We start from the raw sequence: 21,173 nt of genomic DNA, 5'->3' as shown, positions 1-21,173 counted from the left end.
CTCAGTTTAATCACAAAATGAAAAAGTGTCAAGAAAAAATGAGGATTATTTTCATTTTTATGATTAAAAAATAAATCAATCCAAGAAATAACAACTATTAAACGACTTTTTTCTTCTTATATAGCGGATTATTTAAGCATTAAAGAAAATCAAGCAAACAAGATAAAAATGAGAAAAAGATGATAAAAAATCTTGCAAAAACATTTTTCCTGTGTTTTAATTAAAGCAACTTAACGGAAAGGGATTCCAACAATGAAAAAATCATCAGCACAAATGATGAGTCGTTATTATGGCTTTTATTACTTTAGATAGCACGTCCAATTCTCGATGCGGACGTGCTCAAGCGTCCGCATCTAGGTAATAAAGCCATCTTTGTGTTGGCCGACTAGATGTAACACCTAGTCGGTAATCGATGGCAACCATGATGGAATTTTTTCTTTCTCACTGTGAGCAATCAGCCGACTAGGTCTTTACCTAGCCGGCTTTTTTATTTCAATCAGAAAGGAAGAATCATATGACAAGAATTGATGGACACACCTATTTAATTGGCTTGATGGCCTACCCCATCCGCCATTCTATGTCACCAACCATGCATAACACCGCCTTCGAGGCTTTGAACCTAAACTTTGTTTACCTGGCTTTTGATGTACCAGAGGAAAAACTCAAGGATGGCGTCGCTGCTATCCGCACCCTCGAGATGCGGGGGTCTAACGTTTCAATGCCCAATAAACAGGCCATCATCCCCTACTTAGACAAGCTCGATATCTCAGCTGAGCTAAACCAGGCCGTCAACACTGTGGTCAACGATCACGGAATCTTAACCGGTTACACCACCGACGGCGTTGGCTTCGTCACTGATTTAAAGAAAAAAGGCCATGAAGTCGCCGGAAAAAAGATGGTCTTGATTGGTGCCGGTGGTGCTGGAACCCCGATTGCAACCCAGTCGGCCCTCGATGGCCTCAGTGAAATCAGAATCTTCAACCGTCACGACGGGCGGTTCGGCCACGCACAAGAAACCGTCGACATCATCAATCAAAAAACGAATTGTCAGGCAAGCCTAACTGACCTGGCTGATCAAGGCGCTTTGCAAGAAGCCCTCGCTTGGGCCGACATCTTCTGTGATGCAACCGGCGTTGGCATGAAGCCATTGGAAGACCAAAGCCTCGTCACAGACCCGACCTGGTTCAAAAAAGACTTGGTCGTTTACGACACAGTTTATGCCCCAAGAGAAACCAAGCTCATGACCATCGCCAAGAATGCCGGCGTTGCCCATGTTTACAATGGCTTGGGTATGATGATTGAACAAGGCGCTGCCGCTTTTCGACTTTGGACCGGCCAAAACATGCCAATCGACCTCGTCCAAACAGCAATTGAGCAAAAGGACCAACAATGAAAACACTTACTTGTCACAATACCATCATCGGCGAAAACGACCAAAGCGCCATCGCCCTCCCAATCGTCGCAACCAACCTAGCCGATCTGAAAGAGCAACTGCCAGCGATCAGGGAAAGCCAGCCTGATTTAGTTGAATGGCGAATTGACCACCTTGACCATACCCCAGAGTTAAAGGACCTCAAAGATATTCGAGCCGCTTTAACGGTTGGTTTAGGTGATTTGCCCATTATCGCTACCTTTCGAACACAGGGCGAAGGTGGCGCCATGCCCCTTGAAGAAGCAGATTACGGCGACCTTTTAGCCAACCTAGCTCAAAGTGATTTTGATCTCATCGATGTCGAGGTTGACCACGACCTAAATTTGGTTGAGAAAGCCATCCAGGCTAGCCACGATCGCAATCAACTGGTTATCGCCAGCTACCATAACTTCCAATCAACCCCAACCACGACCTTTCTACAAAAGCAATTTGAAAAAATGGCTAATTTGAAGGCAGACATGGCCAAGATTGCCGTTATGCCCAAAACCAAGGCCGATGTTTTCCGTCTCTTGACTGTTAGCCAAACCGCCCAGGAAAGTTTGACGATTCCAATCGTCACCATGGCCATGGGGGACCTTGGAAAAATCAGTCGCATCGCCGGCCAACTCAGCGGGTCGGCAATTACTTTCGCTAGCCTGGACGAAACAGCGGAGTCAGCGCCCGGCCAACTAACCATCGCTCAAATCCGGCAAATCTTTCAACTACTCTAAGGAGAAATCGTTATGCAAACTTCCCGCTTTCGTCTCAAATCCGGGCTTTTCACCAATTACTTAGTTCATGGCTTTGGCATGATTATTCTGACCCAAAATCTGGTCACCCTGGCTCAGCACTGGCAAGCCACTTTACCGGTGGCCTCCTTTATCCTTTCTGGAATAGGGATTGGTCGCCTGCTTGCTTACCTGATTATGGGCTTTATTTCCGACCGCTTTGGCCGCAAGACAACCCTCTTAATTGGGATGATTACTTACCTAATTTTCTTCGTGGCTACGCCACTGAACCAATCACTTGCCTTAGCTTACAGCCTCGCCATCTTGGCTGGTGTGGCCAACTCAGCCCTCGACTCAGCAACTTACCCTCTCTTAACTGAAATTAACCAAAATGGCACTAGTAATAGCGTCTTCTTGAAGGCTTTCATTTCAATTGGCGAATTTATCTTGCCAATGCTTTTGCTCTTCTTAACCGAGCAAAAACTGTGGTTCGGCCTTTCATTTTTGGTTCCAGCAGGGATTTTACTGGTGAACCTTGTCAATATTTTGACGATCAATGTTCAGGCCGCCAAGAAAACAGCCGCTGTTACAGAAACATCCGGTCTCCAACTCGGCTTTGCTAAGAAATCAGCCTTGACCGCTGGGCTCTTCATCTATGGTTACACATCGATGGCCGTCATGATTTGGTTTACCCAATGGATTACCATTTTCGCTAAGAAAATTAATTTTACGGCTGCCATGGCGCACTTCCTCCTTTCCCTGTACAGCCTAGGCTCCATCAGTGGCGTCATTATTGTCGTGATATTACTACAGCGTTTAACCATTAAAAAAGAACTGTTCCTAACACTAAACGCTATCTCATTCCTGTCCATCACCACCATTACCTTGAGCACCAACGAAACGCTTTCAGCCGTCGCAGCTTTTCTCTTTGGTTTGAGCGCAGCGGGTGGCTTGATGCAAATCGCCTTAAACACCCTCTTGTCCATCTACCCAAAGCACAAGGGCATGTTAACCGGTCTCTTCTTTATTTTTGGTTCCTTGGCCTCCTTCTCAGTGCCAATCATGACTGGCCTGATTGTTAAAAACCAACATTTGAATTTGATGGCCGGCGACATTCTCGTGGCCCTGGTCGGTTTGGTCGTCGCCTTGATGATGTACTGGGCCCTCCCCAAAGAAAAACCAGCTAACACCTCTTTGGCTGCTGCAAGGGCAGAAATTAATCGTATCGACACGCAAATCATTGACCTCCTCGAACAGCGCTTTGCGGCTGTCGATGACGTCCATCAATTTAAGCAATCCGGGCAAATTGCCATTAAAGATCTCGACCGTGAGCGGCAAGTCCTCGCTCACGTTGCCAGAAAAACTAAAAATAAAAAATTGGTCACTTACAATCAAGATATCATCCAAACAATCATGGATAATTCACGCAAGTACCAGGCTTCACTCAAATAAAAAAAGGTCAATTTGACAAAAAACGTGACGATGATAGCCGTTATCATTGAAAACCATCTCAACCATAGAAAAGGAAAAAACATTATGCTGACTTACTTAACTGCTGGTGAATCACACGGACCGGAACTTTCAGGAATCCTCACGGGCATCCCCGCTGGTCTTCACCTTGATATTGATGAAATTAATGCCGCCTTGGCAGCCCGTCAGGGTGGTTACGGCCGGGGCAACCGACAAAAGATCGAACACGACCAAATCATTATCACTGGTGGCGTTCGCCACGGCCTAACACTTGGTTCCCCAATTGCCTTAACGGTTAAAAACCGTGACCACAAGCAATGGTCCGAAATCATGAATCCCACCTCAGCTGAGACACCAGAAAATACTTTGCGTGCCGTTAGTCGGCCCCGCCCTGGCCATGCTGATTTAGTTGGCGGCATGAAATACGGTCATCGTGACATGCGCAATGTGTTAGAACGGTCCTCCGCCCGCGAAACAGCGATGCGGGTCGCTATTGGTAATATCTGCAAGCAGGTCTTACAAGCCCTCGACATCAAATTGGTTGGCTACGTTGAAGCCATTGGAGGCATCCATGCCGAAGGCAGCCAACCCACAGACGTTGATCAAATCGAACGGTTGATTACCCAAAACGACTTGCGCCTCACTGAAGAGACCCAGGTGACAGCAATTCACGATTTAATTGATGCAGCTAAGCGTAACGGCGACACTTTAGGTGGTGTAATTCGTGTAGTTGCTGAAAACGTCCCTGCCGGCTTAGGTTCCTACGTTTCCTGGGATACAAAATTAGATGCCAAGCTGGCGGCGGCGGTCATGGGTGTCAATGCGATGAAAGGCGTTGAAATTGGCGACGGTTTTGAAAACGCTGAACACCGTGGCAGCCAGGTCATGGATGAGATTGATTGGCAAGAGGGTCATGGATTTTCCCGTAATTCAGACCATCTGGGTGGCTTTGAAGGCGGGATGACCAACGGCATGCCAATCATTGTTAAGGCAGCCATGAAGCCCATCCCAACTCTTTACAAGCCATTACAAAGTGCCGACATCAATAGCAAGGAAGTTAAAAAGGCTACAGTGGAACGCTCCGATACCACTGCGATTGTGCCCGCTTCAATTGTGATTGAAAGTGTGATTGCCATTGAATTGGCTAAGGCGATTACCGATACTTTTGACGGTAGCAACCTCACCCGCTTACAAAAGCAAATTGCGGACTACCGTCTCGAACTCAAGAATTTCTAAGGATAAACCATGGCAGAACAAGATCGAACAAAATTAACAGGACGCATCACTGTTCCTGGTGACAAGAGTATCTCCCACCGCAGCATTATTTTTGCGGCAATTAGCACGGGCGTCACAACGATTGATAATTTTTTGAAATCAGCTGACTGCCTCTCCACGATGCAGGCTTTCAAGGACTTGGGGGTCAAAATTGATGAACAAAAAAGCCAAGTACTGGTCAAAGGTGTTGGCTTAAAGGGACTGACACAAAGCAGCCAACCCCTTGACATGGGGAATTCCGGTACGTCAACGCGGTTAATCACTGGTCTTTTGGCCGGCCAAGATTTTGCTTCCACATTGGTCGGGGATGCCTCACTTTCCAAAAGACCAATGGCCCGGGTCACCGACCCACTCAGTCAAATGGGAGCTAATTTTACCAGCACTGAAAACCACCTACCATTAATGGTCTTCGGTCGCCCCCTCCACGGGTTTAATTACCGCCTGCCGGTTGCCAGTGCCCAGGTCAAAAGTGCCATCATCCTCGCTGCTCTGCAGGCAACGGGCGAGACCGTCATAGAGGAACCAACGGCCTCCAGAGACCATACTGAACGAATGCTAGCGACCTTTAGCCCAGCCAGTATTGACCGGCATGGTCACCAAATTATCATTCACCCTGGCCATCCTCTGACCGCCCAACACGTCACCGTTCCCGGTGACATTTCTTCCGCCGCCTTCTGGTTGGTTGCGGGTGCAATTGTGCCCGGCTCTGCTATCACGATTGAAAATGTTGGTATTAATCAAACGCGCACCGGCATCCTTTCAGTTCTAAAGAAAATGGGTGCACAACTAACCATTCAAGAACGGACTCAGGCAAACAATGAAACCGAACCTGCTGCCGATATTACCGTCACCGCCTCAAAACTACAGCCCTTTACAATCGGTGCTGAAGAAATTCCCGCTCTTGTTGATGAAGTCCCCCTATTAGCCCTCTTAGCTGCTCGAGCGGATGGCATCAGTCGCATAACTGGCGCAGAAGAATTACGCTTTAAGGAGTCTGATCGGCTAGCCGTCGTTGCAGAAGAATTTCGTAAGCTTGGCATTGCCATTGAGGAATTACCCGATGGTTTCGTGATTGACGGGCGGCAAAATTGGCAGTTACACAGTACGGATTTGGATAGCCACCATGACCACCGAATTGCAATGACCCTGAAAATCGCCTCTCTCCTCCTTTCTAAGCCAGTGACAATTCGTGACTTTGATGCCGTCAATATTTCTTACCCCAGCTTTCTAGCTGACTTACAACGATTAAGGAGTTGATTAAATTGAAATCCGTCTTTATCAACGGGTTAGGGTTAATTGGGGCCACGATGGCCAGAATCATCAAAGCCGCTAGCCCGACCACAACCATAACTGCTTTTGATTCTAAACAAGAAAATGTGACCACAATGGTAGCTGCTGGGGTTGTCGACCAAACCGTTGACTTTGCAACGGGAGCCAGCCAGGCTGATTTAATCATTCTTGCCACCCCCGTTTCTGGTATCTGTGAAAGCCTCCACCAGTTAGCTCAGCTGGACTTAAAGCCAGGTGTTCTCGTGACCGACGTTGGTAGTAGCAAGGAAACTATTCTAAGGGCCGCTGAACCCTTAATGGACCGCGGTGTCCAATTCCTAGGTGGCCACCCGATGGCCGGATCCCACCTAACGGGAAGCCAAAATAGCCGGCTGGACCTTTTGGCCAACCACAGTTTTTTCTTAGTGAATGGCAATGCCAGTCCCACCACTATCAAGGCCTATCAAGCACTCTTGGTTCCAGCTCAGTTGCACTTTAGTGCTTTAACTGCTGAGCAGCACGATCAACTAGTCTCAGCTACCAGTCACTTGCCCCACATGGTTGCCTTTGCACTAACCAACACAATCATTCCGGAGGTGGACGACATGGCTATCGATCCTGGTATTCCCTCCGGCGGTCTGCTTGATACCACACGAATTGCCAAGGCAGACCCTGACATGTGGACCGCTATTTTTACGAGCGAGCGGGCTGATTTATTAGCACAGATCGATCAATTTCAAAAGCAACTAACCCGGTTACGAACTGCCATCTCGGTTGATGACCAGGAAAGTATTCATGACCAACTCCAGGCCGCCAACACGGCCCGACGACGATTGGAGGACAAGCGATGAGAATTACCTTAATAGGTTTTATGGGTTCCGGTAAAACTACTGTTGCCAAAGAGCTTAGCCACCAGTTGAACCTACCGCAAAATGATCTTGATACCCTCATTGAACAGACTGCGGGCCTAACTATCCCCGCCTACTTTGAACAATTTGGTGAGGCTCGCTTTCGTCAGCTCGAGCAGAGTGTCTTAACCGAGGCACTGAGCCTAGAAGGCATCCTGTCAACTGGTGGCGGCACCCCCGTTCAAGTCAGCAACCAAGGCCTACTGAAAAATCAGCCTGGCCCCGTCATTTTCTTGGATGCCAGTGACCAGACCATTGCTAGTCGGCTCTTGGCCGATGGGGTTACTAGTCGGCCACTCTTTCAGCAACTGGGGATGGACGGTCTGCTAGCGCTCAAGCAGACTCGCCAGCCAGTGTACGAAAAAATTGCCAGTGAAATTATTACCGTTGATGGCAAACAACCGGCTGATATCGCAAAAGAAATTATTCATTCAATCAACGTTAACATTTAGGAGGATTGACGATGGCTACCATTCATACTCTAGGACCAAAAACAACCGACAGCTATCAAGCCGCCAAGCACCTGCAAGATGAGGATCCTGACTATCGAGCTCTCACAATCACCCTGCATGAAAACTTTGAGAACGTCTACCAGCACCTGACTGATTTTATCGGTGATTATTTTTTGGTGCCAACTGCCTACCAATCAGACAATGGCGACAGTTGGACCAGAAATAACTACCGCTATCTCGATCATCTCACGATTCAAACGACCTTTTTCTTACCAACCATGCCGATGTTATTAACGGAAAACCAAGCAATCAAGAATAAAAAAGCCATCCTCCATCCAGCAACAACGGAGTTAATTCAGCAATACATGGTTGATAGCCACCAAAATCTAATCATCGACTTCGTCCCCAGCAAGCCCCTGGCACAAAAGGCCTTCGAGAAAGGCCACTATCAATACGCCATTTTCAGTCAGCAATCCTTCCTCCCCCACGATTCATTGACCATCATCAAGGAATACCACCCCGAGATGGTCTGGTGTCTTTATCAAATCAAATAAAAATCAGCATTCGCTCATAAAAAAACCGGCTAAAAAGTCGGTTTTTTGATGATTTTATTTGGCAGCAGAATGTTTGCTTTGGGTCTGATTTTTGAAATAAAAATAAGCCAACCAGCAAAGCATAAAGACGGTAAAGTATACCAGCATCTCCCAGGTACCCGTCACAAAATTGCTCATTGAGCGAGCATCACGTTCGGTCTCAATCCGAATTCCGAGTGCCGTTTCTGTCACCCCGCTCTGGGAAATATTAAACATGGCGACAAAGAAATCTATCAACAGCAGTCCCATAAAAATGAGTCCGCCCTTTGTCACCGGCCATAAATATTTTTGCATTCTAATCACCTCATTGCTATTAAATTTGGCTTTCGCTTGCCACCATTATAAGCAATTCAGTTTGCAAAATTTATTCCCATTTGGCATAAATACCCGGGTTTCAGTAGTGTAAAATTAAGGGTTTATTGCAATTCTTATTAACAATCAATTCCGTTCACTATTTAGTTCATTAGGGCTTTTTTCAGCTACCAAGGCAAAAAAATCTTGGAAAAGCTTCTCCTGCTTTTCATGGTCAGACCAGAAAGTTTCCGGATGCCACTGAACGCCGTAAACGGCCAAATCAGGATTTTCAATCGCCTCAATGACCCCATCCTTGGCCCGTGCCGTGACCTTGAAACCATCGGCAATCTTTTTCACTGCTTGATGGTGCTTGGAGTTCACGAACGGGTGCGCTCCCTGAGACTTGGCCAGGAAGCTTTTCTCTTCCACAATGACGAAATGGGTTGGAAAAGCCGAATCGGGCACCTGTTCGTGACGAATCGCTTCCTGTTCATATTGTGAAGGCAAATCCTGATATAGCGTGCCACCAAAGGCCACATTAATAATTTGAATACCACGGCAAATTCCCAAAACGGGTTTGTTCTGCCGCACGCTTTCTTCAATGACTGCTTTTTCAAAGTCATCGCGTGGCACATAAGTTACGCCAATTTGTTGGTATGGGTCTTCACCGTAAAGATGTGGTGAAACATCCGGTCCACCTGGAATAATAATGGCATCCACCATGCGCACCATCTCTGCTACCATTGCTGACTTAACAATTGGTAAAATCACTGGCACCACGTCATTTTTAACCAAAACATCTACTAGACTCTTTTGAACGTAGTTAGCTAGCTTCAATCGACTTGGGGCCGTTTGCTGCATATTCGCATCTGCTGTAATACCAATTTTCATTAATTCGTCCTCTTTTCAACTATAATAAGCAATCTTGATTATAGACCAGTTGAGAAAAAAAGGAAAATATTGATAAAAAATTAGTAGCTAATAAAAAGACGACCTCTCGGTCGTCTTTATTGATTGAAAATTATTTTGAATCACTTTGTTCTGCCTCATCGCTAATATCGCGACGGCCAAAGCCTGTATCCGCTTGTTCTTCAACAACAACCCGACGTTTCCCACTGCGGACAATGTAAACGATAATGGCTGCAAGAATCAACGAAAAGATCCAGTGGTGGAGAAAGAAACCAATGATTAACAAAAAGCCAATCAAAATTAAAAAGTATGAAAATACAGATAAAGTGAAGCGGAATAATGAAACAACTCCCCACACTACTAAAATTAAACCAAATAATAAGAACACGTTTTATACCTCATTCAATATCATGATTGTAACTCTAGTGTAACTCAAATAGATTAAGTGAGAATATAATCCGCTTTTAGCGCTCTTGCCCAACCAAATAATCCTGGTAGGTTTGCCGGTTTTGCTTGACGCATTTTTTCAACAATTTTTCAAAGTAGTCAGCCGGACTAGCCCCTATAACCGGATTTTCCCGACGGCTTAAAGTCGTCTGAACAAAATCACCATCATCAAAATCTAAAAAGTTAGCAGCAATGGTCTTAGTCTCCTCAGTCTCAGCTACGACTTCATAGTATTCAATTTCATCAAAGTTTTCAATGAAATAAAGGTTGCCGTCGGCATCAGCATGGCCCAAGTCATAAAACAAATACTCTGTCTTAACATCAATAAAGAGACCATCACCGAGATTTAAGGCATTTTCATCTTGGAATTGCTGCTTGAGATAATCATGGGCCTCTTTTGGCGTATGAACGTCAAAATCAAAGTAATGGTCACTCTGCTGGTTTTGGTCGACCAAAACCTGATTAACTCCATGCCGAAACATTGCACCAACAATACGACGGCGGCGAGCTAAATGGTATGCCCGCACAATTGCAGTCAAAAACAGCAAGGCGACAATCGTCATTGAAAACAAGAAAAACATTCTGATTCTCCCAAACAATTAAAAATCAGGACACTAAACAACCTGATGTTCAATCGAACCTAATAAATTTGTACCATTTCTTTGCAAGAAAAATTGGTAACTGACCCCATTAGTTTAACTCTCTCGTCGCTTTTTTGTCTATCATTCTGATGACAATTTAGCGAACTTATCTTTACTGACAGAAATCAAACGGCTCATCCACAAACAAGTTCATCCACTAAGCTGACTGGATCTCACTTTGTCGGAAACTAATTTCGAAATAGCGGGCTGAGGTTTACTACGCTAAAATCTCCTCAAAGAAATTAATCTTCTTTGTCATTCATATCCCATTTTCAACCTGAACAAATCCAATACCAGCTAGCTGTTTCGATTCTTAGCACCGAATTGGCAACTATCGTAATCGTAGCTGAATCCCTTTAAATTTATTAAAAGAATCACCTCGAACATTGAAAAATACGTCGTTTTACTTACAATGAAGGAAGACAGTTACTTGTACCTGTTATCCAAAGAACGGAGAGAATTAATGAAAACAGAAGTTATTATCGCTAATACTGCTAAAGGTTTTGAAAAAAATTTAAATACAGCCATCAGCAATCTGACAGACCAAGGTTATGAAATCGTGTCAATTTCACCATGGTCACTCAGCTATCGCGCTATTATTTTATACCAATAATCTAATTTTTTCGGAAAGGAAGAGCGCCTAATGTACAAGAAAAACAAAGAAAACGAAGACCAACAACCCCGAAACACGCTTTACACGCGTCCTTGGTTCATTATGATTGGCATCATTGCGGTCCTCAGTATGGTCGGCTATATTGCCTTGCTTGGGTGAACGATTACTAATACCAAATCAGTATTGACTTAGGTCCACTTTCACAATATCAAATAAAAAATAAACCCCACCGTTCAATCACGGTGGGGTTTTATAAATGGTAACAATTTGTTATCCGGAAAAATTTGTTAACTGACACCAATGTTAAAATTCAAATTAGGACATTACTGATTAGTAACCTAGTTCATTAATGCTTAGTCGCAATCCCTAGTTAGCATAACGACCATTAATAAACGTTAGTTGATTGCTATGATTATTGGAACCATAAGCTTTAACCAGAGCAATCACAAAGTCAACAAAAGGCCAAATTCCAAAGGTAATCCATGAACCAACAAGTAGCTTGAGCAAACCTAAGCCGATTTGTCCGCGAATAAAGCGATCAACACCAAAGGTACCAACCAAAAAATTGCAAACCCAAACAAAAACATGCTTATTCACGTTGTTAATCCTTGCATTGCCATCATATATAGTATCCATATATATATTTCTCCTTATCTTTTAAATAATCTTATTGATAATATTTAAATACAATTTTATCATTTATTTTACTTTGTTTACATACAAAATGTTGTTTTGAAGACATTTTTTCCAAAAATCAGACGCAAACCCTGAAAAAAATAAGAAAAACCTCTGAATGTCGATAACATTCAGGGGTTTCAGTCAAGTTGAGTCACAATTAATTATTTTCTAAATTTTTAGCAGCTTGACCATCTTTTAGCAAGAAAAAGGCTAGAACAGCAGCGACTGTTAAAATCGATGCCGAAACCAACATCACGCTGTTCATTCCTGCGTAAAAGGCTTTTGAGGCAGCATGCTGAAGACTTTTCACCATTGTCATTGGTGCCTGAATATCCTGTGACATAATGCTATGACTCGAAAAGGGTCCTTCTGCTAATAACTGATCTTTGATCTTTTCAATGCCTGGTAAATGGGTATCAAAAGAATGAAAGAAAGTCTGCAGATGAGTATCATATGTCCTACTTTGAGACAGCCCTAAGATCACGACTCCAAAGGATGTTCCTAACTGCATAAAGACATTGACTAGGCCTGATACCATTCCAATTTCAGCCGGTTTTGCATCTGCCAAGGCTGCATTATTCAACAACGGATTGACGAGTCCATTTGATACTCCGAGCAAAATTAGTGGCAAAATTAGTTCCTGATAAGACAGCTGGGTTGTCATGGCATTAGCGAAGAGTAATAGACCGACAGCGCCCACTAATAAGTTAACCGCAATTGTGCGGCGGTTTGAAAAATTATTGGTTAAATAACCGGCAACTGGCCCTAAAATCAAACTCCAAATGGTCATTGGTACCTGACGTAACCCAGTTTCAAAGGATGCGTAAGACAGCGCATTTTCCATCATCGAAGTGATAAAAATTTGCATCGCATAAACGCCGGATCCCAAGGCAAAGGCAACAATAATCGAACCAACAAAATTTTTATTTCTAAACAAGGATAAATCCATCATTGGTTTTTCGATTCTCGATTCAACACCGATAAATGCCACTAACAGTAGAATTGCTGTAATTAACCAGAATGCGATTTGAGGATTAAACCATGATAATTGCGCATGATTTTCCTTTTGAATTAATCCATAAATCGCAGAAAAAATGGCTGCCGAAGATAAAAGCATCCCCCAGAAATCAATTTTCTGACCTTCACCATACTTTGGCGTTTCTTTTGTTGTGAAATAAACTAAAAATCCTGCCAATATTCCAATTGGAATGTTTACATAAAAGATTGATGGCCAGCCAAATGACTCTGATAAAATACCACCAATCAAAGGACCAGAAACAGTTGAAATTCCCATCACTGAACCTAAAATACCTAGGGCAACTCCCCGTTCTTTTCCATCAAACAAAGAGGCGACTAGTGCCAGCGCTAAACTCATTAAGCCGGCGCCACCGAATGCTTGAATGACCCGACCAATATTTAAAATCAGCAACGACGGTGCTAAACCGTTGATGGTTGAAGCTAAAACGAAAATCAGCATGCTAATTAAATAGATTCGTTTACGGCCATACATATCACCCAATTTTGCCACAATCAAGATGACCACCGCATACGAAATTGTATAGGCACTAATCACCCATTGAACATTGCTAAAGTTGGTCTTAAAGCCCTCAGCTATAATTGGCAAAGCAACATTCACAATTGTTACGTCTAACAAACTCATAAAGACGCCCAAGGATAGTGCAAATAATGCCCACCATTTCCTTGGACTACTTTTTCCTGAATTACTCATTTCTAATTCCTTTCCGAATACAAGTAACAGTAATCAGAACGGCCATTAATAGTGATGATTTGTTGAATAGATCTTATTAGTAGAGCAGCCCAACTACTCCACTTCGTATTCACGTAATCACTCGAAAATAAATTTTTGCGGCCTGTTTACTTTCGTATCGCTTTAACAAATGAATTCGACAGCTAATTTCTTGCAAGAAAAGAATCAACCGAACAAGTTTCACCTCTTAGTTGCTTTTATCAAAATGAAAGCAAAAAAAAAGATGATTTCTGAATGTGCCTTTAGAGTTCTCTAAAGACATCCCATTCAACAAATCATACATAAGCTAAAGCCTTTTTCTGATTACGTCAATAAATAAGATTTATCGACTAGATTCATAGTGTAACCAATAAATTATCATTTAGCAAGTTTTTTAAATTTATTTCATTGAAAATACGAAAACTGAATGATTCACTGAACTTGTTATCATGTCCACTCAAGCAACCACTACTGCAAAAATCTCTTTTGTTTTTCAACTATTTAGCTCATCCTTTGGATTAACAGTAAAATTTGATAATTAGATATCCCCTGAAAATTCATGCAACTTTCAAAGCCCAGATCATCCCGATATATTTTTTATTAAATATAGCCATCCAATGATTAGCTTATTGACCCCACTCCTAAAGTGCGTAATAATTTGTTTAATTTAAGGTTATGCTATTTAGAAAATGTTAGGAGAAAGTTATGTTTACTTATCGAATCGATCAGGAAGTTAGTCTGGCCCTGCCGACCCCTGAAAAAGATGCAGTACCACTATTTAATTTATTAACCGCCAGTCAAAAAGAAATTGAGCCCTGGCTCCGGATTCAGAATGTGAAATCTCCTCAGGATGAACAAAGCTTCTTGGAAAGTACTATGAAACGCTTTGTCGAAAAAACTTCACTCAATCTGGTCATTCTTTATCACGGTGAAATTGCTGGTATGATCAGTTTCAACCGTTTTAGCTGGCTCAATCAGAATACTGAAATTGGCTATTAGCTCGGCACTAATTTTTCCGGAAAAGGCATTATGCAAAAAGCAATTCAAGGGATGTGTGCAATTGGCTTTGAAGATTATGATTTGCATAAAATGACCATTCATGCGGCAGTAGATAACACTCGTAGTAATAACACTGCCAAACGTGCTGGCTTCACCCTCGATGGCACGTTACGTCAACAAGAACGATTATCCGATGGTTACCACGATGAAAACGTTTGGTCACTAACAAAATCAGAATGGAAAACTCAGCTAGAGGTAAACAATCGTCACCAATAGTTTCTAATCCCTAATAAATTTTAACAGTCAGTTGAATTCAGTTTTAACAGAATTAGAAATAGGCAATGGCAAAATTATTGAAACGCAGTACAAAACAGTTGTACTATTCTTTTCCGCTGGAATCTTTTATCAATAGTCGACTAATGGGCATAAAGGCAAAAACTACGCTGGTAAATTCAAAATAAGGACTTTGCTGCAGGCAAATTATCTCTTGAACCGCTAAGACAATTCGTCGATACTTTTATTATAAAATTATTTAGAATTATTCTGATAAATAACAAAGCAAAATAATATTAGACAGTTGAGAAAAGGGGGACAATCTTAGCTTAGCTTGGTTCAGTACTTGGCTAGAAAAGCAACACTTAGCCATAACGCGTACCCCGAAATAAAAGCAAACATACAACCTATTATCGACCTACTGATAGATTTAGAGAAACGTGCACAATTACCACCAAAATTGGGTGGATACGAACAATTAACAAATTCCTCCAGGGCTTGCAAGCAAAAAATATATTTAACGGAGATATAACCATGAAACACGGATCAAATAAAAACAGCCAAGGCCTGTTATTCATTTCTGTTTTAGCCATTGTCGTCATTCTGGTGGTCAGCTTTTACTTTGTCGGTAATGCTAATAATAACAAGGACGAAAAAAATAGCGATAACTCATCAAGTGTAATTTTGAGCCACATTTCAAAGTCAACCAATCAACAAGAGTCAGCAAATTCAACAGTTTCAAGCAGTCAACCGTCATTTAGTCAGTCACATACCAATAATAACAGCCTCGTTTATTATGATGGTCAAACAAAAACAACCTTGCCCACTACTAACGGAAGTATTGATCCGAACGAAAACTACACCGACGGTGCTACATTCTGGCCAGCAACCTTAACTATCAATGGTAAAAAAGAAAATGTAGTGGCAATGTATGCACGCATGGGATATTTCCAAATTTTCACCAAAGAACCAACTAGCAAATCACAAGGATTCACCTATAACGGGGAAGACTATAATAACCACATTGGCGACAAAGATCTTGATCCCTTGGCTTCTTCAAGTGAGACAATACACTATTAATGACTTATATATTAATAAAATAAGCACCCTGGTTGCCGGACAGTTTATGGTTTACCAAGGTGCTTTTTATTATGGAATACACAATTACTGCGCTATCCTATTTTATGAATCTTGTTTTTAAATGAATCCATATTCATTACATTAATTTTTTAATATGCGTTACGAGCTCTTTGTTGGCCTGTTTAACTTCTTCTATTTTTTGATTAAACCCCTGATGAATCCAGTAGATGATAACGAAACTGATACCACCAGCCCCAAAATAAGCCGTTAAATTATGAATTTGATCATGAGGAACATCCATCGTACTTTGTTCACACTTCTGTAAAATGACTTTTTGTAACAAATACTCATGATTATTTTCTAATAAACTTTGCAAGAAGACCTTATCTGACAGCAAAACATGATAAGCGTCATTTAAAACTTCCTCCAACGTCTGTCCCTTCAATCCAGCTCTTTGATAGAGTTTATCAACGATCTGCTCGACTTTTAAAGTGAGTATATCATCTATGCTTTGGAAGTGACGATAAAAAGTCCGCCTTGATAACCCCGCCTCCTTAGTCAATTCGCTAATAGTTATTTTTTCAAGTGGCTTCGTATTCATTAATCTTATCAATCCTAAAATCAGCAGATTAATTGATTGATCAACCTGTTTGGTTCTCTTTATATTATTTTTTACTGACACAGATAATCTCCAATTGTGCAACTTACTTAAAAAGTATTTTCTTTTTTCTGACACCAAGTATACTTGGTATAACTAAAAGATACAAACGAGACAGTTGGAGGAAAATAAATGGCAGATTTCAATATTCAATTTAAAATCGATGGTGAAATGATTACGCAAGAACAAATTCATGACATGGAACTTAGCCGCTATGAAAAGGTCTTTAACGAGTTTGGTGAAAAGGGTATTCCTCTTCAAATGGATGGCAAGCAATATAGCGCAGAAGAAGCCATTGAACTTCCCTTGGAAGAAGCTAAAGAACTTCTTGCCCAAAGTAAAGAGGCAGTTGGAAAGCAAGGAATGCTCGATTATTACAAAGACGAATTGCTCCGCGCCGATAAAATGTGGGAAGACATTGCTGCAGAAGCCGATGGCCAAAAGCCAATGAAACAAGCCATTGTGGAAGTGGAAACAGATAATATTTCACTAATTCAATTCATCCTCTTTAATCAAAGTCTGGCCAAGGAAAACAATTTGTACTTGCCATCAAAAATTCACCCTGAGCATTACTACTTTGAAGCTGGTAAGGGGGGCACACAAACAATTGTCGAAACATTTGGTATGTATAAAGATCCATCCTACTTACACTTAGTACCTGGACGAGGTGTGGCAAAACCCATCACCCCTGATGCTGATACAGACATGGTTATGCTTGGTAAAACACTCCTGGCCCACAATATGCAAGATACTAAGATTATCGGAATGCATCAATTCAAGGGAAAGCAGAACGGTTTACATGTCAAGTTAGGTGTATTCCTGCCACAGTCAGCTCCGGATGCTATCTTAGAAGGACATAAATGGCATTTAATGGTTGAATTTAACAATGGACTTCATTTTGCATCGACAAAGAAGCCAAATTGGTTACAAAAATTAATTGTGCCAATCGCATTAAAAAAAGCAGCCAAAGAATTTAAAAAGTGAGACAAAGGGCTTCCGATGGGAGCCCTTTTCGTTTACAACATGTTGTGCTAAATTACCTACCCAAGTATTCCAAAGCATGGTCCCTTAAAGCACAATCAGCAATAGGAGTTATCTCGAGTTTATTTATAAGCCAATTCTTGTATGATTTAGTCTTACTGCTCGATCATGATTAACTTGGCACCTTTCACTCTTTCAGATCACTTAATCGACTTTTTTAAAATATATTTATAGAACACCATCAAAAATGCCAATATACAATGCCAAATTAAGTACAACATTTAATTTATTAAAAGTAAGTAGATTAACTGCTTTTAATAAATATCACTTCCGTTTGCTAACACCAAATCAACAATCAAATAATCTTTCTTAATTGCTTTAATAGCTCAAGATAGAAACGTTTCATTTGGATTTTCGATCTTTTAATTTCATGAACAGCATCGAAAAGAGTAATTAGTGCGGGAGCTAAACCATTAATTGGCATTTTTCTTACATCAACAGCATTACTAAAATATCTTACTGATATACTTATAGTTGCATAAGTCCATCACCTTCCCTCTACTTTTTTTCCAGTTAAATATACACGCTCTAACAATCACATTTTAAAATAATTAATATTTAATCATATACAACCCAAGGACCATTGATTACTTATTAAGTAGTAGCTTGAAGAAACCAATAATTACGTTAGCTACCCATAGCAAAAAACTGGCATTACACTCATGTTAGTTTGCTGTTATCTAAAAGTGTTGTTATCAATTATATTTCTGAGCGCTTAGAACACGAGAATACGACAATCACGATAGAATTATATGCCCACATGATTCATGAACTAAAAACTCAAGAAGAGATAAATCCATTGATTATTTGAACAATTTATAACTTCGATTACCCCCTTTGGGGGGTATTTTTTTCGGGAAAATTTGGGGCAAACAGGACTAATTTTGCCATGATTTAGCAAATTTTTAGCAAATTTATTTACTTGTTTTTTATCTTTTTTTATCTTTTTTTATCTTATGTAACTACTGATATAGAGCCTTTTCTAACAAAAAAGCCGATGCACTGCTTGTTTGCAATGCATCGGCAAAAATAGCCCCAGAGGGAGTCGAACCCTCGATTCCGCGCTGAGAACGCGACGTCTTAACCACTTGACCATGGGGCCATAGTCAACAATACTTAAATAGTTTACTAGATTATTGCCCACCCGTCAATTATTTTTTTAGCATTGTTTGCTATTAGCAAATTATTGGTATAACAAACGTTATTGTTACCTTGTTACCCCCTTTGACCAGAGCCTGTATCACAAATTTGTGACTGTCAGGCTCAAAGACACCAGCTAACAACCAATTTACACTGACCCACCAACCCAAGAGCCGTTTTCATCAACACCGAACTCTCTTCAATTACTGTCGAACCCAAAGAAAAACTATGAGATAATGAGAATATTCGAACAAGTGATGAAGATCAATTTTTGGTATTAAATAACTATTCCACGTTTGTTGAATAGCCTAAGTTAAACCCAATTCATCCATTAAATTAGAGATGTCAGGAGCAGACCATGATTACCATTTCCAACTTATCAAAAGCATTCGGCAGTCACCAAGCCGTTGCCAATCTTTCCTTCACCCTTCAACCAGGTGAAGTTCTCGGCTTGATTGGTCAAAATGGTGCCGGCAAAACCACCACTTTTCGGATGATTTTAGACTTTATCCAGGCTGACGAAGGTACGATTGCCTGGGATCAACATCCAATCGATGCTAATTTAAGTCGAAAAATTGGCTTTCTACCCGAAGAACGCGGGCTCTATCAAAAACAGACCATTGAAGAACAGGTCGTCTACCTTGCCCAATTACATGGTATGGACAAAAAAGCGGCAAAAGTAGCGCTCCAAGACTGGCTAGACCGCTTACAAGTCGTTGGAAAACCAGGGGACTTAGTCCAATCTCTATCAAAAGGAAACGCCCAGAAAATCCAAATGATTATGGCTCTGATTTTCGAGCCAGACTTTGTGATTCTCGATGAACCCTTCTCTGGCTTAGATCCTGTCAATGCTGCCATTTTTATGGACGAAATTCAGCGTCTCAAAGATCGTGGCACAATGATTATCTTCTCATCGCACAATATGGATAATGTTAGCCAAATTTCAGACCAACTCCTAATGCTTAAAAAGGGTCGAACCGTCCTGCAAGGACCTGTTCAGGAAATTCGTGAATCGTTTGGCCGAACCCGTCTTTATGTTGAAGCGCCTCATTTAACAAAATCAGACTATTTAGCAATGACCGGCGTCAACCATGTCGAAGCTAAAGATGGTGGCTTTCTGCTGACACTAGACTCTGAAGCGGTTGGACATTCCATCTTCGAGGCGGTGACCAGTAATGGGTACATCCCCGCCTTCTCACAACAGCCACCCACTCTAGCCGAAATCTTTAAAACGGAGGTCAGCACCAATGACTAATCTAACCTTTCTCGTAGCCAAGCACACCTACTTCAGTCGCCTTAAGAAAAAATCTTTTTGGTGGTTAATTATCTCACCTATCCTTTTAATTGCTGCTGCTGGTCTTCTAGGCTACGGAATTAGCTACTTTTCAAACGACCAACCAGCCAAAATTGCTGTTATTGGACAGGCCAATAGTCGTGAGGCCATCAGCCAAACAGCTAGCAAGCTCAATATCAAGGTCTCATCAATTACCGATGACCACTCTGCACAGTCGGCTTTACAAAAGCAAAGCATTGACGGCATCCTTACTCTCAATGCTGATCAAGGAACATTAGTGATGCAGCCAAAAGCGCCGAAAATTGATAAAGATCAATTACAAGCGGTCTTAAGCAAGATTTTTTTGATGAATCAGGCTGAAAATTATGGTCTAACCCCCAAACAAACCGCAGCATTGATGACACCGTTTAGCCTGAAAACAACTGTGCAAAGTCACGCTAGTCAAGAAAACGCCGACAATAACCAGGCTGCAAAAGCAGCTGTTTCAGTTGCTATAACGATTATCGTCTTAGTCATTGTTTCGACCTATGCATCCTTAATTGGTAATGAGATTGCCAATGAAAAATCGTCACGAATTATGGAAACCCTATTAGCAGCCTCGTCTTCTAGGGCACAATACTTCGGTAAGCTGCTAGGTATCACTGGTCTTCTGGTTACCCAACTGCTTTCTTACGTGGTCTTAGGAATAGGAACCAACCTTTTCGGTCAAAAAATTGCAGTGGTCAAGCAGGCCCTTTCCTACTTGACTGCCTTGACCCCAGCTTTTCTAATTTATTCTTTGATTTTCATCATCGTTGCCACTGGCCTTTACCTGATTTTAGCAGCCATTGCAGCTTCATTAGTCAATGATAATTCACAAGTTTCTCAAGCCATGGTCCCCGTCACGACCCTGGCCATGATTCCCTATATTGTTGGTCTTGCTTCAGCTTCAAATGGTGGCAATAACATTCTCGTTCGTATTTTTGCCTATATCCCCTTCATGGCCCAATCAACAATGCCAAGCTTGCTTGCCAACCAATATGCCAGCTGGTGGCAGGCTCTTCTATCATTGGCCATTTCGCTCATTGCTCTCGTGGCGCTTGCTCAATATGGACAAAAACTTTACGCTAAAAACGTTTTGTCCTATTCAGATGAAAATATCTTGAAGCAACTATTAGCTTCCCTCAAGCACTCTTAAACGGTAAAATCAGCCCCAGCTTCTTCCAGGCTTACCGACAGTAACCCAAATCAAAAAGCGACCCAAGCAATCAAAT

Annotated in this window: 22 protein-coding genes, 1 tRNA gene and 1 pseudogene; 16 read left to right on the top strand and 8 right to left on the bottom strand. The window is 41.8% G+C overall.

Features of this window, described 5'->3' with window-relative positions; all coding sequences use genetic code 11:
• The first annotated feature begins 514 nt into the window (after positions 1–514).
• The 8 genes from M3M36_RS05400 to M3M36_RS05365 all read left to right on the top strand — a co-directional run bounded on the left by M3M36_RS05400 (position 515) and on the right by M3M36_RS05365 (position 8,067).
• Positions 515–1,393, top strand: coding sequence for a shikimate dehydrogenase (locus M3M36_RS05400; RefSeq protein ID WP_252773566.1), 879 nt, complete (start codon positions 515–517; stop codon positions 1,391–1,393).
• Positions 1,390–2,142, top strand: a complete 753-nt coding sequence (gene aroD, locus M3M36_RS05395; RefSeq protein WP_252773565.1) for a type I 3-dehydroquinate dehydratase — start codon at positions 1,390–1,392, stop codon at positions 2,140–2,142. The genes M3M36_RS05400 and aroD overlap by 4 nt, the downstream gene beginning before the upstream one ends.
• Before the next feature lie 12 nt (positions 2,143–2,154).
• Positions 2,155–3,591, top strand: coding sequence for an MFS transporter (locus tag M3M36_RS05390; protein WP_252773564.1), 1,437 nt, complete (start codon positions 2,155–2,157; stop codon positions 3,589–3,591).
• 84 nt (positions 3,592–3,675) lie between these two features.
• Positions 3,676–4,845, top strand: a complete 1,170-nt coding sequence (aroC, locus tag M3M36_RS05385) for a chorismate synthase (RefSeq protein ID WP_252773563.1) — start codon at positions 3,676–3,678, stop codon at positions 4,843–4,845.
• Between the two features lie 9 nt (positions 4,846–4,854).
• On the top strand, positions 4,855–6,141 hold the full coding sequence (gene aroA, locus M3M36_RS05380; protein WP_252773562.1) for a 3-phosphoshikimate 1-carboxyvinyltransferase: 1,287 nt from the start codon (positions 4,855–4,857) through the stop codon (positions 6,139–6,141).
• Entirely contained in the window at positions 6,138–7,004 is an 867-nt protein-coding gene (locus M3M36_RS05375) for a prephenate dehydrogenase (RefSeq protein WP_252773561.1), read from the top strand. The genes aroA and M3M36_RS05375 overlap by 4 nt, the downstream gene beginning before the upstream one ends.
• Positions 7,001–7,513: a shikimate kinase gene (locus M3M36_RS05370; protein ID WP_252773560.1), complete on the top strand. Its 513-nt coding sequence runs from the start codon at positions 7,001–7,003 to the stop codon at positions 7,511–7,513. Before M3M36_RS05375 ends, M3M36_RS05370 begins: the two co-directional genes overlap by 4 nt.
• An 11-nt stretch (positions 7,514–7,524) precedes the next feature.
• A complete protein-coding gene (locus M3M36_RS05365; RefSeq protein WP_252773559.1) occupies positions 7,525–8,067 on the top strand; it encodes a hypothetical protein in 543 nt (180 codons plus the stop codon).
• Between the two features lie 54 nt (positions 8,068–8,121).
• On the opposite strand, the gene M3M36_RS05360 is transcribed toward M3M36_RS05365, so the two are convergent.
• The 4 genes from M3M36_RS05360 to M3M36_RS05345 all read right to left on the bottom strand — a co-directional run bounded on the left by M3M36_RS05360 (position 8,122) and on the right by M3M36_RS05345 (position 10,337).
• Positions 8,122–8,400 (bottom strand): hypothetical protein, encoded by a 279-nt coding sequence (locus M3M36_RS05360; protein WP_252773558.1) that lies wholly within the window; start codon positions 8,398–8,400, stop codon positions 8,122–8,124.
• 144 nt (positions 8,401–8,544) lie between these two features.
• A complete protein-coding gene (locus M3M36_RS05355) occupies positions 8,545–9,291 on the bottom strand; it encodes a gamma-glutamyl-gamma-aminobutyrate hydrolase family protein (RefSeq protein WP_252773557.1) in 747 nt (248 codons plus the stop codon).
• 130 nt (positions 9,292–9,421) lie between these two features.
• On the bottom strand, positions 9,422–9,697 hold the full coding sequence (locus M3M36_RS05350) for a hypothetical protein (protein ID WP_252773556.1): 276 nt from the start codon (positions 9,695–9,697) through the stop codon (positions 9,422–9,424).
• 76 nt (positions 9,698–9,773) lie between these two features.
• The gene (locus tag M3M36_RS05345; RefSeq protein WP_252773555.1) at positions 9,774–10,337 is read right to left on the bottom strand and encodes a hypothetical protein; all 564 of its coding nucleotides are present in this window, start codon (positions 10,335–10,337) and stop codon (positions 9,774–9,776) included.
• 523 nt (positions 10,338–10,860) lie between these two features.
• Here M3M36_RS05345 and M3M36_RS05340 point away from each other — a divergent pair.
• The gene (locus M3M36_RS05340) at positions 10,861–11,010 is read left to right on the top strand and encodes a hypothetical protein (protein WP_252773554.1); all 150 of its coding nucleotides are present in this window, start codon (positions 10,861–10,863) and stop codon (positions 11,008–11,010) included.
• 30 nt (positions 11,011–11,040) lie between these two features.
• Positions 11,041–11,169, top strand: coding sequence for a hypothetical protein (locus tag M3M36_RS06950; protein ID WP_256470319.1), 129 nt, complete (start codon positions 11,041–11,043; stop codon positions 11,167–11,169).
• A gap of 207 nt (positions 11,170–11,376) precedes the next feature.
• Here the strand turns inward: M3M36_RS06950 and M3M36_RS05335 are convergent, their stop codons facing one another.
• Positions 11,377–11,646 (bottom strand): NINE protein, encoded by a 270-nt coding sequence (locus M3M36_RS05335; RefSeq protein ID WP_252773553.1) that lies wholly within the window; start codon positions 11,644–11,646, stop codon positions 11,377–11,379.
• A 199-nt stretch (positions 11,647–11,845) separates the two neighbouring features.
• Positions 11,846–13,417 carry a DHA2 family efflux MFS transporter permease subunit gene (locus tag M3M36_RS05330; protein ID WP_252773552.1) on the bottom strand — a complete coding sequence of 524 codons (1,572 nt, stop codon included), beginning with the start codon at positions 13,415–13,417 and terminating at the stop codon, positions 11,846–11,848.
• Positions 13,418–14,140: 723 nt separating this feature from the next.
• Between M3M36_RS05330 and M3M36_RS05325 the strand changes: the two genes are divergently transcribed.
• The 3 genes and pseudogenes from M3M36_RS05325 to M3M36_RS05315 all read left to right on the top strand — a co-directional run bounded on the left by M3M36_RS05325 (position 14,141) and on the right by M3M36_RS05315 (position 15,787).
• Positions 14,141–14,434, top strand: coding sequence for a GNAT family N-acetyltransferase (locus tag M3M36_RS05325; protein ID WP_252773551.1), 294 nt, complete (start codon positions 14,141–14,143; stop codon positions 14,432–14,434).
• Between the two features lie 15 nt (positions 14,435–14,449).
• Positions 14,450–14,710 (top strand): annotated as a pseudogene (locus tag M3M36_RS05320) (GNAT family N-acetyltransferase); the annotation flags it as partial.
• Positions 14,711–15,205: 495 nt separating this feature from the next.
• Positions 15,206–15,787: a hypothetical protein gene (locus M3M36_RS05315; protein ID WP_252773549.1), complete on the top strand. Its 582-nt coding sequence runs from the start codon at positions 15,206–15,208 to the stop codon at positions 15,785–15,787.
• Between the two features lie 136 nt (positions 15,788–15,923).
• Here M3M36_RS05315 and M3M36_RS05310 read toward each other — a convergent pair whose 3' ends face one another.
• The gene (locus tag M3M36_RS05310; protein ID WP_252773548.1) at positions 15,924–16,523 is read right to left on the bottom strand and encodes a TetR/AcrR family transcriptional regulator; all 600 of its coding nucleotides are present in this window, start codon (positions 16,521–16,523) and stop codon (positions 15,924–15,926) included.
• Between the two features lie 54 nt (positions 16,524–16,577).
• Between M3M36_RS05310 and M3M36_RS05305 the strand changes: the two genes are divergently transcribed.
• Entirely contained in the window at positions 16,578–17,429 is an 852-nt protein-coding gene (locus M3M36_RS05305) for a hypothetical protein (RefSeq protein ID WP_252773547.1), read from the top strand.
• Positions 17,430–18,516: 1,087 nt separating this feature from the next.
• On the opposite strand, the gene M3M36_RS05300 is transcribed toward M3M36_RS05305, so the two are convergent.
• Positions 18,517–18,588 (bottom strand) — tRNA-Glu (locus M3M36_RS05300).
• Between the two features lie 396 nt (positions 18,589–18,984).
• On the opposite strand from M3M36_RS05300, the gene M3M36_RS05295 reads away from it, so the two are divergent.
• Both M3M36_RS05295 and M3M36_RS05290 read left to right on the top strand, forming a co-directional pair.
• Positions 18,985–19,881, top strand: coding sequence for an ABC transporter ATP-binding protein (locus tag M3M36_RS05295; RefSeq protein WP_252773546.1), 897 nt, complete (start codon positions 18,985–18,987; stop codon positions 19,879–19,881).
• On the top strand, positions 19,874–21,097 hold the full coding sequence (locus M3M36_RS05290) for an ABC transporter permease (RefSeq protein ID WP_252773545.1): 1,224 nt from the start codon (positions 19,874–19,876) through the stop codon (positions 21,095–21,097). Before M3M36_RS05295 ends, M3M36_RS05290 begins: the two co-directional genes overlap by 8 nt.
• Positions 21,098–21,173: the final 76 nt, after the last annotated feature.

Source organism: Fructobacillus americanaquae, from assembly GCF_024029775.1.
Classification (GTDB): domain Bacteria; phylum Bacillota; class Bacilli; order Lactobacillales; family Lactobacillaceae; genus Fructobacillus; species Fructobacillus americanaquae.
The sequence above is the reverse complement of the archived record's forward strand: the minus strand, read 5'-3'. Positions and strand labels throughout refer to the sequence as shown.

What these genes read in the sequence shown, in the direction of transcription:
- M3M36_RS05335 (WP_252773553.1), bottom strand. Translation starts at nt 11,646, where the DNA reads ATGGATACTATATATGATGGCAATGCAAGGATTAACAACGTGAATAAG.
- M3M36_RS05330 (WP_252773552.1), bottom strand. Translation starts at nt 13,417, where the DNA reads ATGAGTAATTCAGGAAAAAGTAGTCCAAGGAAATGGTGGGCATTATTT.
- aroC (WP_252773563.1), top strand. Translation starts at nt 3,676, where the DNA reads ATGCTGACTTACTTAACTGCTGGTGAATCACACGGACCGGAACTTTCA.
- M3M36_RS05370 (WP_252773560.1), top strand. Translation starts at nt 7,001, where the DNA reads ATGAGAATTACCTTAATAGGTTTTATGGGTTCCGGTAAAACTACTGTT.
- M3M36_RS05390 (WP_252773564.1), top strand. Translation starts at nt 2,155, where the DNA reads ATGCAAACTTCCCGCTTTCGTCTCAAATCCGGGCTTTTCACCAATTAC.
- aroA (WP_252773562.1), top strand. Translation starts at nt 4,855, where the DNA reads ATGGCAGAACAAGATCGAACAAAATTAACAGGACGCATCACTGTTCCT.
- M3M36_RS05360 (WP_252773558.1), bottom strand. Translation starts at nt 8,400, where the DNA reads ATGCAAAAATATTTATGGCCGGTGACAAAGGGCGGACTCATTTTTATG.
- aroD (WP_252773565.1), top strand. Translation starts at nt 1,390, where the DNA reads ATGAAAACACTTACTTGTCACAATACCATCATCGGCGAAAACGACCAA.
- M3M36_RS05355 (WP_252773557.1), bottom strand. Translation starts at nt 9,291, where the DNA reads ATGAAAATTGGTATTACAGCAGATGCGAATATGCAGCAAACGGCCCCA.
- M3M36_RS05340 (WP_252773554.1), top strand. Translation starts at nt 10,861, where the DNA reads ATGAAAACAGAAGTTATTATCGCTAATACTGCTAAAGGTTTTGAAAAA.
- M3M36_RS05345 (WP_252773555.1), bottom strand. Translation starts at nt 10,337, where the DNA reads ATGTTTTTCTTGTTTTCAATGACGATTGTCGCCTTGCTGTTTTTGACT.
- M3M36_RS05290 (WP_252773545.1), top strand. Translation starts at nt 19,874, where the DNA reads ATGACTAATCTAACCTTTCTCGTAGCCAAGCACACCTACTTCAGTCGC.
- M3M36_RS05400 (WP_252773566.1), top strand. Translation starts at nt 515, where the DNA reads ATGACAAGAATTGATGGACACACCTATTTAATTGGCTTGATGGCCTAC.
- M3M36_RS05305 (WP_252773547.1), top strand. Translation starts at nt 16,578, where the DNA reads ATGGCAGATTTCAATATTCAATTTAAAATCGATGGTGAAATGATTACG.
- M3M36_RS05365 (WP_252773559.1), top strand. Translation starts at nt 7,525, where the DNA reads ATGGCTACCATTCATACTCTAGGACCAAAAACAACCGACAGCTATCAA.
- M3M36_RS05325 (WP_252773551.1), top strand. Translation starts at nt 14,141, where the DNA reads ATGTTTACTTATCGAATCGATCAGGAAGTTAGTCTGGCCCTGCCGACC.
- M3M36_RS06950 (WP_256470319.1), top strand. Translation starts at nt 11,041, where the DNA reads ATGTACAAGAAAAACAAAGAAAACGAAGACCAACAACCCCGAAACACG.
- M3M36_RS05295 (WP_252773546.1), top strand. Translation starts at nt 18,985, where the DNA reads ATGATTACCATTTCCAACTTATCAAAAGCATTCGGCAGTCACCAAGCC.